The sequence below is a fragment of the Pseudomonas sp. LBUM1645 genome (assembly GCF_059716185.1).
On sequence record NZ_CP166811.1, the window covers coordinates 2,952,559 to 2,968,186 of the forward strand.

The 15,628-nt window shown below is 60.6% G+C and carries 14 protein-coding genes; 5 read left to right on the forward strand and 9 right to left on the reverse strand.

Annotated features, from left to right (window positions below; all coding sequences use genetic code 11):
• Positions 1-13: 13 nt before the first annotated feature.
• Together ACA079_RS13295 and ACA079_RS13300 are read right to left on the reverse strand one after the other, a co-directional pair.
• The gene (locus tag ACA079_RS13295; protein WP_497703847.1) at positions 14-1,324 is read right to left on the reverse strand and encodes a flavin-containing monooxygenase; all 1,311 of its coding nucleotides are present in this window, start codon (positions 1,322-1,324) and stop codon (positions 14-16) included.
• Between the two features lie 160 nt (positions 1,325-1,484).
• The gene (locus tag ACA079_RS13300) at positions 1,485-2,759 is read right to left on the reverse strand and encodes a peptidase MATCAP family protein (RefSeq protein WP_497703848.1); all 1,275 of its coding nucleotides are present in this window, start codon (positions 2,757-2,759) and stop codon (positions 1,485-1,487) included.
• A gap of 195 nt (positions 2,760-2,954) precedes the next feature.
• Here ACA079_RS13300 and ACA079_RS13305 point away from each other — a divergent pair, with 195 nt between their 5' ends.
• From ACA079_RS13305 to ACA079_RS13320, 4 genes are all read left to right on the forward strand, one after another.
• A complete protein-coding gene (locus ACA079_RS13305) occupies positions 2,955-4,517 on the forward strand; it encodes an MltF family protein (RefSeq protein ID WP_497703849.1) in 1,563 nt (520 codons plus the stop codon).
• A gap of 146 nt (positions 4,518-4,663) precedes the next feature.
• Positions 4,664-5,326, forward strand: a complete 663-nt coding sequence (locus ACA079_RS13310; RefSeq protein ID WP_497703850.1) for a hypothetical protein — start codon at positions 4,664-4,666, stop codon at positions 5,324-5,326.
• A gap of 42 nt (positions 5,327-5,368) precedes the next feature.
• Positions 5,369-6,190, forward strand: a complete 822-nt coding sequence (gene ppk2, locus ACA079_RS13315) for a polyphosphate kinase 2 (RefSeq protein WP_497703851.1) — start codon at positions 5,369-5,371, stop codon at positions 6,188-6,190.
• A gap of 49 nt (positions 6,191-6,239) precedes the next feature.
• Positions 6,240-8,009, forward strand: a complete 1,770-nt coding sequence (locus ACA079_RS13320) for a SulP family inorganic anion transporter (RefSeq protein WP_497703852.1) — start codon at positions 6,240-6,242, stop codon at positions 8,007-8,009.
• Between the two features lie 16 nt (positions 8,010-8,025).
• Here the strand turns inward: ACA079_RS13320 and ACA079_RS13325 are convergent, their stop codons facing one another.
• From ACA079_RS13325 to ACA079_RS13335, 3 genes are all read right to left on the reverse strand, one after another.
• Positions 8,026-8,394, reverse strand: a complete 369-nt coding sequence (locus ACA079_RS13325) for a DUF5064 family protein (protein WP_497703853.1) — start codon at positions 8,392-8,394, stop codon at positions 8,026-8,028.
• 194 nt (positions 8,395-8,588) lie between these two features.
• On the reverse strand, positions 8,589-8,954 hold the full coding sequence (locus tag ACA079_RS13330) for an avidin-fold protein (protein ID WP_497703854.1): 366 nt from the start codon (positions 8,952-8,954) through the stop codon (positions 8,589-8,591).
• 73 nt (positions 8,955-9,027) lie between these two features.
• Entirely contained in the window at positions 9,028-9,570 is a 543-nt protein-coding gene (locus ACA079_RS13335; RefSeq protein WP_497703855.1) for a DinB family protein, read from the reverse strand.
• A gap of 150 nt (positions 9,571-9,720) precedes the next feature.
• On the opposite strand from ACA079_RS13335, the gene ACA079_RS13340 reads away from it, so the two are divergent.
• The gene (locus ACA079_RS13340) at positions 9,721-10,200 is read left to right on the forward strand and encodes a VOC family protein (protein WP_497703856.1); all 480 of its coding nucleotides are present in this window, start codon (positions 9,721-9,723) and stop codon (positions 10,198-10,200) included.
• A 113-nt stretch (positions 10,201-10,313) separates the two neighbouring features.
• On the opposite strand, the gene ACA079_RS13345 is transcribed toward ACA079_RS13340, so the two are convergent.
• The 4 genes from ACA079_RS13345 to ACA079_RS13360 are packed head-to-tail and all read right to left on the reverse strand — an operon-like array spanning position 10,314 to position 15,626.
• Positions 10,314-11,855: an acyl-CoA carboxylase subunit beta gene (locus tag ACA079_RS13345; RefSeq protein WP_497703857.1), complete on the reverse strand. Its 1,542-nt coding sequence runs from the start codon at positions 11,853-11,855 to the stop codon at positions 10,314-10,316.
• Complete coding sequence (locus tag ACA079_RS13350) at positions 11,852-12,913, reverse strand: alcohol dehydrogenase catalytic domain-containing protein (RefSeq protein ID WP_497703858.1); 1,062 nt, start codon at positions 12,911-12,913, stop codon at positions 11,852-11,854. The genes ACA079_RS13345 and ACA079_RS13350 overlap by 4 nt, the downstream gene beginning before the upstream one ends.
• Before the next feature lie 2 nt (positions 12,914-12,915).
• Positions 12,916-14,100: a thiolase C-terminal domain-containing protein gene (locus tag ACA079_RS13355; protein WP_497703859.1), complete on the reverse strand. Its 1,185-nt coding sequence runs from the start codon at positions 14,098-14,100 to the stop codon at positions 12,916-12,918.
• Positions 14,097-15,626 carry an AMP-binding protein gene (locus tag ACA079_RS13360; protein WP_497703860.1) on the reverse strand — a complete coding sequence of 510 codons (1,530 nt, stop codon included), beginning with the start codon at positions 15,624-15,626 and terminating at the stop codon, positions 14,097-14,099. The genes ACA079_RS13355 and ACA079_RS13360 overlap by 4 nt, the downstream gene beginning before the upstream one ends.
• Between the last annotated feature and the right edge of the window lie 2 nt (positions 15,627-15,628).

Sequence of the window (15,628 nt, forward strand, 5' to 3'; positions counted from 1 at the left end):
AAAGAAAAATGGCTCAAGCGCTGACAGTTGCTTTATGGACGGCCGGGACGGTTTCAGCCTCGCGTTGCGCGGCGTCGTGGTAGTCGAGGTATGAACGCTGGATGGCGATGTGATCAGCCACGTACTTGGCGTCGTGCCAAACGCCCCAGATGAACGAAGACCCGCGACGGGACTGCCACGGCAGGCCGAGGAAATACACGCCAGCTTCGCTCGACACGCCGCGCTGATGCGCCGGTTTGCCGTTGTCGTCGAAGGCGTCAACCTTGAGCCAGCTGTAATCCGTGGCAAAACCGGTGGCCCAGATGATCGAGGTCACGCCGGCCTTGGCCAGGTCGAGCTGAAGAATCGGGTTGGTCACGCACTCCGGATCGGAAAAGGTAATACGGGCTTCAGGCTCTTCCGGCAGGTCCAGGCCATTGCGCTCGATGTAGGCATCGGCGGCATTGAGCAGCGCCAGATAGTTCTCATCGCCGCGCGCCAGGTTCTCGGCAAGGTTCGGTTGAAAAGTCGCTACGCCGCCGCTGAACGATTGGGTCAAACCCACCAGCGTCATGCCGCGATGGGCCAGACCACGAAAGTCCACCGTGCGGCCGCCATGTGCACCGCTGACTGCGATGGTGACGTGTTCCCGGCCGGGTTTCATGGCGGCCTGATCCCATTCGCCCAGCACACCCAGCCACCAGCAGAAATCACGGTTGCGATAGGCGCGAGGAGGACGGTCGTGTGCACCCACCGAGAGGTAAACCTTCTTGCCAGCACGCTGCAGTTCATCGGCGATTTGCACGCCCGACGAACCGGCGCCGACCACCAGAACAGCGCCTTCGGGCAGTTGCGCTGGGTTGCGATAGTCGGCGGAGTGGATCTGCACGAATGGCTGATCTTTCGGTGCGATCGGCGGGATGACAGGGCGCTGGAATGGCCCGGTGGCAGCCACCACGCGGTTGGCCTCGATCACGCCTTCAGAGGTTTCAATGGTGAAACCCGGGCGACCGACATTGCGCTCAACCTTCAGCACGTCCACGCCGGTGCGGATCGGCGCGTTGAATTTCTTGGCGTAGGCTTCGAAGTAGTCGGCGACCCGCTCTTTCGGGGCAAACTCGTCGGGGCTGAGATCGTCGAAATCGAGACCGGGAAAGCGGTCATGCCAGGCCGGACCGTTGGCCACCAACGAATCCCAGCGCCCGGTGCGCCAGCGTTCGGCGATACGGTTGCGCTCCAGCACCAGGTGCGGCACGCCGAGTTTGCTCAAGTGTTCACTCATGGCCACGCCAGCCTGACCGGCGCCAACAATCAGCGTATCTGTTTTTATTTTTTCAGTGGTCATCTCTATACCCTTCGAAGTTGGATTTAGGTCGGTAACGGCCTGCCATTTCTTGGGGTCAAGACTAGGGATCACCCTGGTATCGGTAAAATATTATTAAGCTGGCATTTGAGTATAAATAACTGATGCAGAGCGTTTGGTTCGGTGGCTCTCCCTTTAAACGCTAGGCGCTGGCATCGGCTTCATGCTCATCGGCGAATGCCATGAGCACCTCCAGATCGAGTACATCCAGCTTGATTCGGGAAATAAAAGCGGAGAACGCCAGGTTGGCGGCGAGCAAACGCAGATCGGAGGCCCAGGCCGGGACATGGACCGGTCCCTGGAGCCAGCCGGACTCGAAGAGCGGCGCCAAGCGAACGGTGTCCCCCAGGCTGAGGCGCCCGGCGAACAGATGGCCCACCAGTTCCGGCCGGTTGTCGCGGATCGCGATGCGCAATAGGGTATGCACGCCGAGCAAACCGGTCAGGTAGGCGGCATCCTTGGTGAACGCCGAGCCGCCGCGCAGGTCGGCGCCGCGGAACACCCGCTGGGTCGAGCGGAAGGATTCTTCCTGTGACTGACCAGCGGCGAGAAAACCTTCGAATACCTGGATGAAATCGGCGCCATCCAGCGCCTGCTGGACCGCGAGCACGCGCAGGGCGAGGCGGCGCAGGCGGTTGATGTCCATGCTGCCGGTGAACAACTCGGCCAGGGTGGCGATGCCCTCCTGAGTCTGGGTCGTGCGTGGCGCCCCCAGGCCCAGGCTTTTGAGGTTGGGTTGCAGCGCGCCATTTTGTGCCGTGGCGACATGCACGAAGGCTTCATGCTGCAACAGCTGGTTCTTGTCCAGTTCCGAGAACAGGGCGCTGGCACGCAGGCGGATGCGACTGGACCCGGCGATGGCCTTGGCGGCCAGGGTCGGATCGAGCACGACGGTGATCCGGCCCGGGCCGAAGAAGCGGTCCAGTTCCGGCTGCATCCAGGCGGCGAAGACCTCGGCCGGGATTTCGGCCGGGCTCGGTGGAATCCGCGCACCGCCCAGAAGGGCGTCGGTGGTCTTGAGGAAGAATTGGGCCGCGTCCAGCATGCTCAATTTCTGGCTCGGGTAGTAGAAGTCCGGGCGCCGGTACAGCGCTGACGAATACTGAGTAAAGGCGGGTGTGCCGATGGCACCGAGCATGTGCCCAGCCGTGGCATAGCTGCGCGCCGTCATGGCGAGGTGGCGCCCGGCCGGATGGCCCTCATCGCAGCGGCCGATAAAGGCTTCGAGGGCGGCGATGTCGGCGCTGTGATCGCGCGGGCGCAGCTCGACCTTGGGCAGTTCTGCCTGCCCGGCGCGCCAACGTGTCAGGAATACTTCTTCGACCCCATCCGGCCAGGCCAGGGCATCCAGCACGCGGATCTTGCGGGCCAGACCGGGCAGGGCGGCATCGAGTTCAGAGAGGGACGCGGCGCTCACAGAGATCTCCTTGGGAAACAAGGTTCAATCGCAAAAGTTTAGTCGTTGTCGATACGTCGCGTTGTGACAGGCTAGTCTGAACTAAGCTTTTCTGTGTGCTTGCGGATATAAGGTCTTGGCCATCCTGGCACGGCTGAAGTCAGGGATGTAGCCGCTGGAACACGTCAGACGAAAACAACGTGTGGAGCACTGATCATGTTGGGAATCCGCGATTGGGTCACACACCTTACGGCTCATTCCTCTGCACGCTCAGCGCTGATCATCAACGTCGTTGCGGCGCTCGCATTTGCTCTTTTTACCGGCCCGATCCATGCCGCAACCGAAGCGACGGTATCCCCCGAGGCACCGCAGCGTGATCAACTGACCCTCCCGACCGATAGCGCGATGAAGCCGTGGACTGGCGATCTCGACGGGATGATCGAGCGACAGGTCATCCGAGTCCTGACGGTTTACAGCAAGACTTTTTACTTTGTCGACAGAGGTGTCCAGCGCGGTACGACTTACGACTTTTTTCGCGTATTCGAGGAGGATCTGAACAAGCAACTGGCCAAGGATAAAAAGCTCAAGCACAAGGCGCTGAAAGTACGGGTGATGTTGATTCCCGTCGCTCGGGATGAGTTGCTGCCGGCGCTGGCTGCCGGCAAAGGCGATATTGCGGCGTCTAACCTGACCGTGACGGAGGAACGCAAGCAACTGGTTGATTTCACTTCACCCGTCTATCACAACGTCAGAGAGGTGCTGGTCTCAGGCCCCGGCTCGCCCGCGGTGTCCAGTGTGGACGCGTTGGCGGGACAAGTGGTCTTCGTTCGCAAGTCTTCCAGTTATTACGAGAGTTTGATGGCCCTCAACCAGCGTTTCGCCAGCGAGAACAAACCGGCGGTCGTCCTCAAGGAGGCACCGGAAGCCCTGGAGGACGAGGACCTGATCGAGATGCTGAGCGCCGGCATGATTCCTCTCATCGTCGTGGACAAGCACAAAGCGGACTTCTGGAAAAAGGTCTTCCCGGCTATCACGGTGCATGATGACGTCGCGTTACGCACCGGCGGCGAGATTGCCTGGGCGATTCGCAAGGGCAGCCCGCAGCTGCAGGCCACCGCCAACGATTTCATTGCTCGTCACGGCCAAGGGACCACCCTCGGGAACATGATTCTGACGCGTTATTTTAAAAACGAAAAATATGTAAAAGCGTCTGTCTCCGAGTCCGAACGCAAGAAATTTGTCGCATTGGTTCAGTACTTCCAGCGGTACGGGGACAAGTACGACGTGGACTGGTTACTGATGGCAGCCCAGGGGTACCAGGAATCTCAACTGAATCAGGCAGCCAAGAGCAAGGTGGGCGCCATTGGTGTCATGCAGGTCATGCCTGCCACCGGCAAGGAGCTCGGCGTTGGCAACATTGCTGAAGTCGAGCCAAACATTAACGCCGGGATCAAGTACATGCGCTGGATGATCGACCAGTATTATGGCAAGGAGCCCATGAGCAACCTGGACAAGGCCCTGTTCGCGTTCGCTTCTTACAACGCAGGGGCGGGCAGGATTTCCAAACTTCGCAAAGAAGCCGCCCTCCGTGGGCTGGACCCGAACGTCTGGTTCCACAACGTTGAGTACGTTGCCGCCGAGAAGATCGGTGCGGAGACGGTTACCTACGTCAGTAATATCTACAAGTACTACATTGCCTACCAATTGATCATGCAAGCCAATGCGGCGAAAGCCGAGGCTGCGCAGACGTTGAAAGACCAGAGCAAAGAGGCGCCTTGACTGATCAGTATGGCCACAGGAGCGAAAAGGCCTTTTCAAACTACACTGAATTGGGTTGAAACCTCCCTGGAAAAAAGACCCGTGCTCTGGCCTGTGACTTGATGCAAAGGGCATCACGCTGACGCAGCCGTGGCGAGGATGAGCGTATGCAAAGCACTGGAGAGCAAAAGCGGGCCCGTGTTCTTGATCCGGTCGATCGTGTCACGGAGGTCATCTTCGGCCTGCTGATGGCAATGACCTTCACCGGAACCATCAGCGTGGCCACGTCTGGCCAGGAGGCGGAGCGCACGATGATGATCGCCGCGCTGGGTTGCAACCTCGCCTGGGGACTCGCGGACGCCGTGATGTATTTGCTGCGAACCCTGATCGAGCGCACGCGCAACCGTACACTTCGCACCAGCCTGCGCGATGCGACGGATGCAGCCGCCGGGCAAGCGCTCGTTGCTGAGGCATTACCCCCGCGTCTCGCAGCGGCGGCGGGCCCTGAAGAGTTGGAATCGTTGCGTCGTCGCCTGGTCGATTATTCATCCATGCCGGTACAACCGCGCCTCGGTTGGGATGATTTCAGGGGCGCTGTCGGCGTTTTCCTGTTGGTGGTGTTATCGACATTCCCGCTTGTCGTGCCGTTTCTGTTGCTCGACCAGACGGCGCTCGCCGTGCGCGTGTCTAACCTGGTTGGACTCGGAGTGCTGTTCATCGCTGGTTGGATACTCTCGAAGTACGCCGGCGCAAAACCGTGGCAAGGCGGTCTTGCGATGGCAGTCACCGGCGCTGTACTGATCACTGCGATCATCGCGCTCGGCGGATGAGCAGATTGCAACCCTACGCTGTTTATTGGTGAGGTCTGGATCATGGCAAAGGACAAGAAAAAAGCCCCTAAAAGTAAATCTGCTGAAAGCCCGAAGCTGAAAAGCAAGGATTACCTTGAGCAACTGCGCACCCTGCACGTCGAACTGGTCAAGTTACAGGAGTGGGTAAAAGCCAAGGGCATCAAGCTCTGCATCGTCTTCGAGGGGCGCGATGGCGCTGGCAAGGGCGGAACGATCAAGGCGATTACCGAGCGCGTCAGCCCGCGTGTCTTTCGGGTGGTGGCGCTAACGGCGCCGAGTGATCGAGAGAAAAGCCAAATGTATGTCCAGCGTTACCTGCCGTACCTGCCCGCGGCGGGCGAAGTGGTGATTTTCGATCGCAGTTGGTACAACCGGGCGGGCGTCGAGCGGGTGATGGGGTTCTGCACTAAACAGCAGGTTGCCAGTTTCCTGAAGACAACGCCTCTGGTGGAGCGTGCAATCGTCGACTCGGGCGTGATTCTGCTCAAGTATTGGCTGGAAGTCAGTGAAGATGAGCAGACCCGCCGGCTTCAGGAGCGCATCAAGGATGGGCGCAAAATCTGGAAGCTGACCCCAATGGATCTCAAGTCATACAGCCGCTGGTATGACTATTCACGCGCGCGTGACGACATGTTCAAGGCAACCGACACCGATCATGCCCCATGGCTGGTGGCCAACTCCAACGACAAGCGGCGGGCGCGCCTGAACATCATCACCGATTTGCTCAGCCGCATCCCCTACAAGGATGTACCGCGCGAGAAGGTGATATTGCCCAAACGGCAGAAGCCAGGCGGCTATCGCGACCCGGATTATCCGCACCGGCGGGTTCCCGAAAAATTCTGACGGGAACGTGTAAGCGACTCTGCGCTGTACACCTATAGGCCACAGCTCTATGAGCGATTCGGACTCTTCGCCTCCCGTCCCGGAACCGGGCCGGATTGCACGCCGCAATACCGGCGACGAAACCGGCTGGGGCCGCTGGCTTCCTGGGCTTCGCACGCTGCGCGGATATCAGGTTGCCTGGTTGCGTCACGACATCATGGCCGGGCTGGTGCTCACCACGATGTTGGTACCCGTCGGCATTGCCTACGCCGTGGCATCGGGCGTACCCGGAATCTATGGCCTCTACGCGACCATCGTTCCGCTACTCGCTTACGCATTGTTCGGGCCTAGCCGGATTCTGGTGCTGGGCCCGGATTCCTCATTGGCCGCCGTTATCCTGGCGGTCGTCCTGCCTCTGTCGGGCGGCGACCCGCATCGCGCTGTCGCCCTTGCGGGCATGATGGCGATCGTTTCAGGCGCCGTGTGCATCCTGGCGGGCATCATGCGTTTGGGCTTCATTACGGAGTTGCTGTCCAAGCCGATCCGCTACGGGTACATGAACGGCATCGCGCTGACCGTATTGATCAGCCAACTGCCCAAGTTTTTCGGTTTTTCGATTGAGTCCGATGGTCCGCTGAGAAACATATGGGCTATCGCCACCGCGGTGATGGATGGAAAAACCAACTGGACCGCGTTCATGATCGGCGCAGCCACCTTGGTCGTGATCCTGCTGCTCAAGGGCTTCAAGCGCGTGCCGGGGATCTTGATCGCCGTGGCAGGCGCGACCGTCGCCGTGGGTGTGCTAGACCTTGGCACGCGTGCGGGGGTGTCGGTCCTCGGTGCTCTTCCACAAGGTTTACCTGCGTTCGCCATCCCCTGGATCACCCGCGCCGATATTGTCCCCGTGCTTATCGGCGGTTGCGCCGTGGCCCTGGTGTCGTTCGCCGACACCAGCGTGCTCTCGCGTGTCTATGCGGCACGGACCCGTACCTACGTGGACCCGAACCAGGAGATGGCAGGGCTCGGTTTTGCCAATCTGGCAGCTGGATTTTTCCAGGGCTTTCCAATCAGCAGCAGTTCGTCACGCACCCCCGTGGCCGAAGCCGCAGGCGCCAAAACCCAGTTGACCGGCGTTGTCGGCGCGTTGGCAGTTGCCTTATTACTGATGGTGGCGCCGAACCTGTTGCAGAGCTTGCCCAGCAGTGCACTGGCAGCGGTCGTGATCGCGTCGGCCATCGGCCTGATTGAAATCGCCGACCTGCGACGCATTTATCGCATCCAGCGCTGGGAGTTCTGGTTGTCGATCGTCTGCACCGTCGGTGTGGCCGTGTTCGGTGCGATCGAGGGCATCGGGCTGGCCATCGTGATCGCCGTTATCGAATTTCTGTGGGATGGCTGGCGGCCGTATTCCGCGGTGCTGGGGCAAGCCAAGGGGGTCAAGGGCTACCACGACATCCAGCGTTATCCGGACGCGCGCCTTATCCCCGGCCTGGTGCTGTTTCGCTGGGATGCGCCGCTGTTTTTCGCCAACGCCGAACTGTTCAATGACCGAGTGCTCGCCGCAGTAGCGGCATCGCCTACGCCCGTGCGCTGGTTGGTCGTTGCGGCGGAACCCGTCACCAGTGTGGACGTGACCTCCGCCGACATGCTGGCTGAACTGGACGACACCTTGCACGCGGCGGGCATCAAGTTGTGCGTGGCCGAGATGAAGGACCCGGTCAAGGACAAGCTGAAGCGATTCGGGTTATTCGCACGGTTTGGCGAATCGGCGTTTTTTCCAACCATCGACGATGCCGTCGACAGCTACCTCGTGATCCATCCGGTGGACGCGGCGCGCTGAGTGATATTGGCGTCACTCAACGACGGTCTTTCTCAGCGTTATCCAGATCGACTGGATCGCCTGGCTGGACGCCGAGTTTGTCGCGAATATCCTCGAACATCGCGTCGTATTCCTTGTGCCCGCGCATGATGAGACTGGCATTGGCGGGCACTCCATGCTTGGCCGCAGCCTTTGCCACGCGGCTGGCAAAGTTGAAGGCCGTGTCGCGGTGCATATCGAATTCTTCAGTGAAGCTTTTACCTGATACCGCTCCGTCCATCTTGAAGTGCATCAGCATGCCTTCCTTGGGGTCGCGGCGGACTTCATAGAAGACATCAATGTTGTATTCCGGGACTCCGGGAGTGCCAGGAGCATTAGTACGGTTCAGGTGACCGGGCTTGAACATGAGTGGCTCCTTTTCGGGTGGATGGCTACCTTCTTGGCATCGGCTGGATTCGAGGATTTCAGTCCATGGAAATCGCATTAACAGAGCGTGTTCCATAGCGTGATGCTATCAATCTGCAGCAGCGCAAAATCTCCCTTTAGAGCTTAGGTGATGGCTCGGCGTTGGACGCGCAATTATCAAAAAATCCTTAACCGCTACGCGGCAAGCTCGACGTAGCTAGACTCGCCACCTCCCGTCGCGCCCGACAACCAACCCCATACGAAGGTCAGAGTGGTACGTCCTGCGTGATCAACGCCTACCGTGCCACGCGACCAGCCGGCAAGCATCTCGCCATCCGTAGTCAAGCACTGAAAAAGAAGCTCAATGGTATCGGGGCCTGTCGCGCGCCCGACTTGATGACCCATGCGGATCCGGCCGCCTTGGTAAGTGCCCGAAATGGCATTTTCCTCGACATGGTAATGAAACACTGTGCCTGCACCGGATAGCCCGTGGGCGTTGTTCGCTACCGTAAATCGGCGATTGTTCAAACGCTCGCTGATTTGAGCAAAGAGAGTTTCCATAAATGTCGCGTCCTTTAGTCGAGATGCAGGTCAAAAGTCTGCCCAATGATCGGGTGCCTGGTGACGAGTTTTTTTATACGCAGGATCGGGATGGAATGAGTAAGACTAAATCTGTATCAACTACGTCAATGCCAGCCTGTGAAAGCAGCGTAGTAACCTGGCCACGATGATGGGTTTGATGGTTGAAAAAATGCATGACCAGGCTGTAAAAATCCTTATCGGACACTACACCGTTCATGCTGGCGTAATGGAGAGTGTGGTCTAGATCGGACTCTGTAATAGAGTGAGCCCATTCGACGATTATCTGATCGAGTCTCTCTCGATGCACTGAGAGCTCTGGAATAGTAGAGAACAACAATTGGTCGAGGCTTTCCGGATCGCAAAGTTGCCTCACCGGCTCCAGTGCCGAGTGGTCCGCTGGATGTTTGGCGAATCGCTTTAGCCACACAGTGTCTCCGATTGCCACGTGGTTTAGCGTCCCGAGAATAGACTTGAAGAACGCTTTCCTATCGGCTGAGAGCTCATCATCGGACAAGCACCTGGTTGCCCCATAGATCTTTGCGTTCATCCATTTGTTATAGGTCGCCATCAGGCAGATGTGTTCGGTGCGGCTCATGTGTTCATCCTTTGAGTATGTGTTCGCACACTCCATGCGAGGCCGGGATGTTATCGCCTCCAATGCGGAGCAGCTACTGAAGTTGCCAAAGCCGTGCCGCTGAATGCGCTGCTAAAATGCACGAACCCGTTCCGATTCTGGAGAACCAGGATGAACAGCAAAAACACGATTTGTCTGTGGTACGACGGCACCGCGTTGGACGCAGCGACGTTCTACGCCGAGACGTTTCCCGACAGCGCTGTGGGAGCTGTCCTTCGCGCGCCTGGCGACTATCCGGCAGGCAAGCAGGGCGATGTCCTGACGGTCGAGTTCACGGTGATGGGCATCCCTTGTCTCGGACTGAACGGGGGCTCGGGGGTCAAGCACAACGAGGCTTTTTCGTTCCAGGTGGCGACCGACGACCAAGCCGAAACGGATCGTTTGTGGAACGCGATTGTCGGAAATGGCGGCCGGGAAAATGTATGCGGCTGGTGCCAGGACAAGTGGGGATTGTCATGGCAGATCACTCCACGGGTTCTGAGCGCCGCGATAGCCAATCCTGATCAAGCAGCGGCCAAGCGCGCCTTCGACGCAATGATGGAGATGGGAAAGATCGACATCGCCGGGATTGAAGCGGCTGTTAAGGGGTAACCAGCGCTGCTTGGGGCACCGTCCAGGGCACATGCCAGCCGACGAAAGGATTCAGCACCTCTCGACGGGATTCAGCGTGAAGAGTCCCGTCGTCTGTCAGTGGTGTGCGCAGGTCAAAAGTAAGTCGGCCACGTACGCATTTCATGGCGCCCGATGCCGTTATTGATTCCGCGCCACTGAGCCGCCAGTGCCTCGACGAGAAAGCGCCGGGTTTCTCCCGGTGCAATCACCTCGTGGGTGCCCATCGCACCGGCCAGGGCAAAGGCCGATGTATCTTTTGAGAATTCAGCGTGTAGCTGGGCATAGCGCTCGGGGTCGGATTCGCGGGTCACATCATGCACGACGCTGACCGCAACGCCGGGGTCGACGAAACTGACGTCGGCCATGCACCAGGCGGCCGACTGGTCGCTGTTGCGGCCACCGCCGAAATTCAGATAGGCCTGACCGAAACTCTTGCGCACGATCACCGAGAGCTTCGGCACCGAACAGAGTTGTACCGCGTGAATCATGTTCATGATGTGTGCGGGTGCGGCGCGTTTCTCGCCTTCGATGCCCACCAGGAAACCAGGCGTATCGACCAGAAACACCAGCGGGATGTTGAACGAGTCGCACATGGCGATGAAGCCGGTGGCCTTGCGGCAGGCATCGGCGTCCAGCGCTCCGCCTTTGAATTGCGGGTTGGAAGCGACGATACCAATGCTGGCGCCTTCAAGGCGGGCGAGGGCGGTGACCACCGAGCGACCGAAGCGGTCCTTGAGTGGAAACAGACTGTCGCGATCGACCAGCGTGGCGAGCAGTTTGCGCATGTCGTAGGTCTTGGTGCGCTCGACCGGGACGATGCTTTCAGGTCCCGAGGCATCCGGGCGGTCCTCGGGCCCACAGGGCAGCACGGCCGGCGTCTCATTCGAATGGGAGGGAAGGTAGCTGAGGAAACGCCGGATAGCGGTCAGTGCTTCCTGGTCATTGTTGACGACCATGTCGGCCAGCCCGGTGATCTCGGCGTGCATGCGCCAGCCACCGAGTTCTTCGGTGTCTGAAGACTCACCGATCGCCACTGAGGTGACCTTGGGGCTGGAGACGGCGAGCAATGCACCTTTGCGCATCACCGTGAAGTCGGACAGGCACGAGTACCAACTCGCCGAGCCAAAACAGGCGCCGAGCACCGCGCTGACCCACGGGGTTTCGCGGCGTCGGCAATATTGTTGGGCATCCTGACCGCCACCGGCCATGCTGCCCGCGCCCATCGCGTCCTGCATGCGCTGGCCGGATGATTCGCCGAGGAAGATCAGCGGCATGCCGTTGCGGGTGGCACATTCCTTCATGTAGGCGATCTTGCGCGCATTGATCCACGAGGACGACGCGCCTTTGACCGTCATGTCGTTGGACACGACGGCGACCCGGCGCGAGTCGATGCGGCCAAAACCGGTGATCTTGCCGTCGGCGGGGGTGCTGTCCCGGTCTTCGGGGCGGGAAGAGTGGGCCAACATGCCGATTTCGCTGAACGACTCGGCGTCCAGCAGCTCCGCCAGGCGTTCCCGTGCGTTGAGCACGCCAGCGTCGCGGCGTGCCTGAAGCTTGGCTTCACCGCCCATTTTCAGGGTGCTTGCGCGGCGCGCGTGCAGTTCTTGTTCGGGTGAGGTGTGTTCGCGAGTCATTGGTAAGTCTCATTGGGAACGATGACGGCACGTCCGACGATTTCGCCGCGGCGCATTTTGCGTAGAACGTTTGGCACTTCATCCAGCCGATGGCGGTTCAGATGGATCGGTAGTCGACCGGTGGACGCCAGCGCGATGAGCTCCATCAACTCGGACTTGCTGCCACCGAAGGTGGTGCTGATCATCGCGCCATAGGGCAGTGAGCCATCGCGCAACTCGAACGCACCACGTCCGCGCCCGACCACCACGATGTGACCGAGCGGGCGAATCACACCGGCAGCCAGACGCAGGGTGTCGCCGCTGCCGACAAAATCCAGAACCGCATCGACCCGGCCGATGCGCTTGAGGAACAGCTCAGGTGTTAAACCGGTGGCATCCAGCACCCGATCCACCCCTTGGCTGACGGCCAGCCCCAGGGCCTCGACGCGGGTATCAATGGCGATGACATGGGCCGCCGTAATCGCCCCAAGCGTGGCGATAGCGATATGCCCCAGTCCGCCGACACCAATGACCAATACGGTGCTGCCGGGTTGCAGCAGCGGCGCAACGCGCTTGACCGCGTGGTAGGAACTGAGCCCGGCGTCGGTCAGCGGTGCGGCCTTCCAGGGTTCGAGCGTGCCGATGTCCACCAGGCAGTCCTGATGGACCACGACGTATTCGGCCAGCCCGCCGTCATACCCGCCGCCGTAGATGCGCCGCGAGGCGGAGCAATAGTTATTCCAGCCATCACGGCAAGCACGGCAATGACCGCAGCCGGGTGTACTCACGGCGCATGCCTGACCGACCTTCCAGCAGTCGACGCCCGGACCAAGTGTGTCGATCCAGCCGGCGATCTCATGACCGAGGGTCATCGGTAGTTGCACATCCAGGTGCGGGGGCGAGCAGCACAGATCGTCCAGCGCATGCAGGTCCGACTGGCAGAGGCCATTGCCGCCGACCCGCAGGCGCACTTCACCCGGGCCGGGAACCGGCACCGGCACTTCGCACAGACGGCCGCCGTCGTGCCAGTCGAACATCCGAAAAGCCTGCATGGTGCGTATCGGGATTGGGGTATTCATCGTCATTCACCGGTTTCTTTCGCCAACACCATGGACATGAATGCCGACATCAGCAGCCCGCTGGCCTGGACCAGACAGGTGCTGGCATTGGCGACCTGGCGCTCGCCGCATTCGCCACGCAGCTGGCGCACCGATTCGATCATCAACTGCATGCCGAACTGACCGGAGTGATTGAAGGCCAGCCCACCGCCGGAGGTATTCACCGGTAAGGCGCCGCCGGGCGCGGCAATGCCGCTGCGCAGGAACGAGCCCGCCTGGCCCGGCGGGCAGAAACCCATGGCTTCAAGCGCGACCAGTACGTTGATGGTGAAGGCGTCATAGATCTGCACCATGCTCAACTCGCTGCGCGCGATTCCCGACATGCGCAGGGCTTGTTCGGCGCAGCCGGCGATAACGCTGTGGTCGAGCCAGTCGGTCGGGCTGAGCGGCGTCACGTGGTGCCGATAGGTATCGCCAAAACCGCGGATGAAGACGGGGGGCTTGGCCAGCGTGCGGGCGTGTTCGGCTTTGGTCAGGATCAACGCACCGGCGCCGTCGCTGACCAGACAGATATCGGCTTTGCGCAAAGGGTCCGAGATCAGCGGCGAAGCCAGATACTCCTCCATCGTCAGTGGTTTGCGCAGCGTGGCCTGGGGATTCAATTGCGCCCAGCGCCGGGCGTTGATCGCCACCTCGCCGAGGTCCTCTGCGCTCGCCTGATAGTGATGCAAATACTGCTGCGCGAGCATCGCGTACCAACTGATCGGACTCAGTACACCGTAAGGCGCAACAAATTGCCCCGACGGCGAGCGTGGCTCGGTGATCGCGCCACCACGGTTGCGGCTGTGATCCAGTCGCTGGGTGCTGCCGTAGGTGACCAGCGCCACCGAGCACAGGCCGGCATCGATCGCAGCCATGGCGTGAATCAAGTGGGTGAGCGGCGAGCCGCCGCCCACTACCGTGCTGTCGACATAGCGCGGCGTGATCCCCAGGTACTCGCTCACCAGCAGCGCATTGGCGCGGTCGTCCCAGTGCGCAAAGACGCCATCGACATCGGCGAGCGTGAGCCCGGCATCCAGCAAGGCTTCGCGTGCCGATCGGCATTGCAGCGACAGCGCGGTGTCACCCGGCTGAGCCTTGCCAAGACCGGCCTCGCCCACGCCGACAATGGCATAACGGCCGGCCAGGCGGGAAGCGTCGATCGTCATGGCTGCGGCTCCTGGGCGATGAGCTGCGCACGTACATCTTTCTTCAACACCTTGCCGACCGGGCTGCGCGGCAGGCTGTCCCAGAACAACACGTGTTTGGGTGTCTTCAGGCTGCCGAGTTTTTCGCGGCAGATCGCGATGAACTCTTCGGCGGTGGCACTTGCGCCAGCCTTGAGCTCAATGACGGCGATGACTTTTTCGCCCCAGTCGGGATCGGGTATGCCGACCACGGCGCAATCCATGACCGCCGGATGTGCCCAGATCACTTGCTCGACCTCGCTCGGATAGATGTTGAAGCCGCCGGAGATGATCATGTCCTTGGTTCGATCGACGATGTACAGGTAACCCCCTTCGTCGAATACGCCGATGTCACCGGTGTGGTGCCAGCCGAAGCGGCGTGCCTCGGCATTGGCTTGAGGGTTGTCGTAGTAACCCGGGGCGACCAACTCACCGCGGACGACGATCTCCCCGCGCTCGCCGGACTCGACAATCCGTCCTTCCTCATCCATCAGCACCACTTCGCAGGCGCCGGTGGGGCGGCCGGCGGAACCCAGGTGTTTACCGTCACGCATGTGGTCTTCGCGGGTCAGCACCGTGATTACCCCCGGCACTTCGGATTGGCCATAACACTGCACGAACACCGGTCCCCACAGGGCGATGCCTTCACGCAGTTTGTCCACGGACATTGGCGCGGCCCCGTAGATCACGTATTCAAGCGACGAGCAGTCGCGCGTCCTGGCATCCGGATGCGACAGCAGTCGGTAGATCAGGGTTGGCGGCAGGAACAGGTGGGTGATGCGTTCCCGTTCGATGGTTTCCAGCACGGCGCCCGGATCGGCTGACGGCGCGATCACGTTGCGCGTACCGAAACTCGACAGTGCCATGGCGGTCGCACCTGCAGCATGGGTCAGCGGTGCCACGACCAGATGCGCCGGACTTTTCGCCGGCGGCATGAACTGGTTGCTGATGCGGTAGCAGGCCAGCAGCGCACGATGGCTTTGCATGATTGCTTTCGGCCGACCGGTCGTGCCCCCCGAGGACTTGATCAGGGCGGTGTCGTCGAGGGACTGGCTGACTGTGCAGCGTTGGCCGGCGTGTTCACGGCACCAGTTGGCGATGCTCAGTCCGGCGATGGGTTCATCCAGGCCGATCAGGGTTGTCAGCGTCGGCACACCCACGCGGATGCGCTCGGCATGCTCGGCGTACTGGGAGTGCAGCACCAGCACGGACAGCTTTGTGAAACTCATGAACCAGATCAGGCTGTCGATCGAGTCACGAGCATTCAGGGGAATGAACGTAGCCCCTGCGCGCAAGGCGCCCAGCATGGCGACGAAGCTCAGCGGGTGATTAGGCGCCAGTACGCCGACATGGGCCGAACTCAGGTTCAGCAGCGACAGGGCATGGCCGATGGCATGGGAGTCGGCCTGAACCTCGGCGTAGGTGAGGCTGAAACCTGTGCCTTGCAGGCAGACATTATCCGGGTGGCGATTGGCGCCGGCATCGAAGTGGTCGGTAATCATTTCCATGG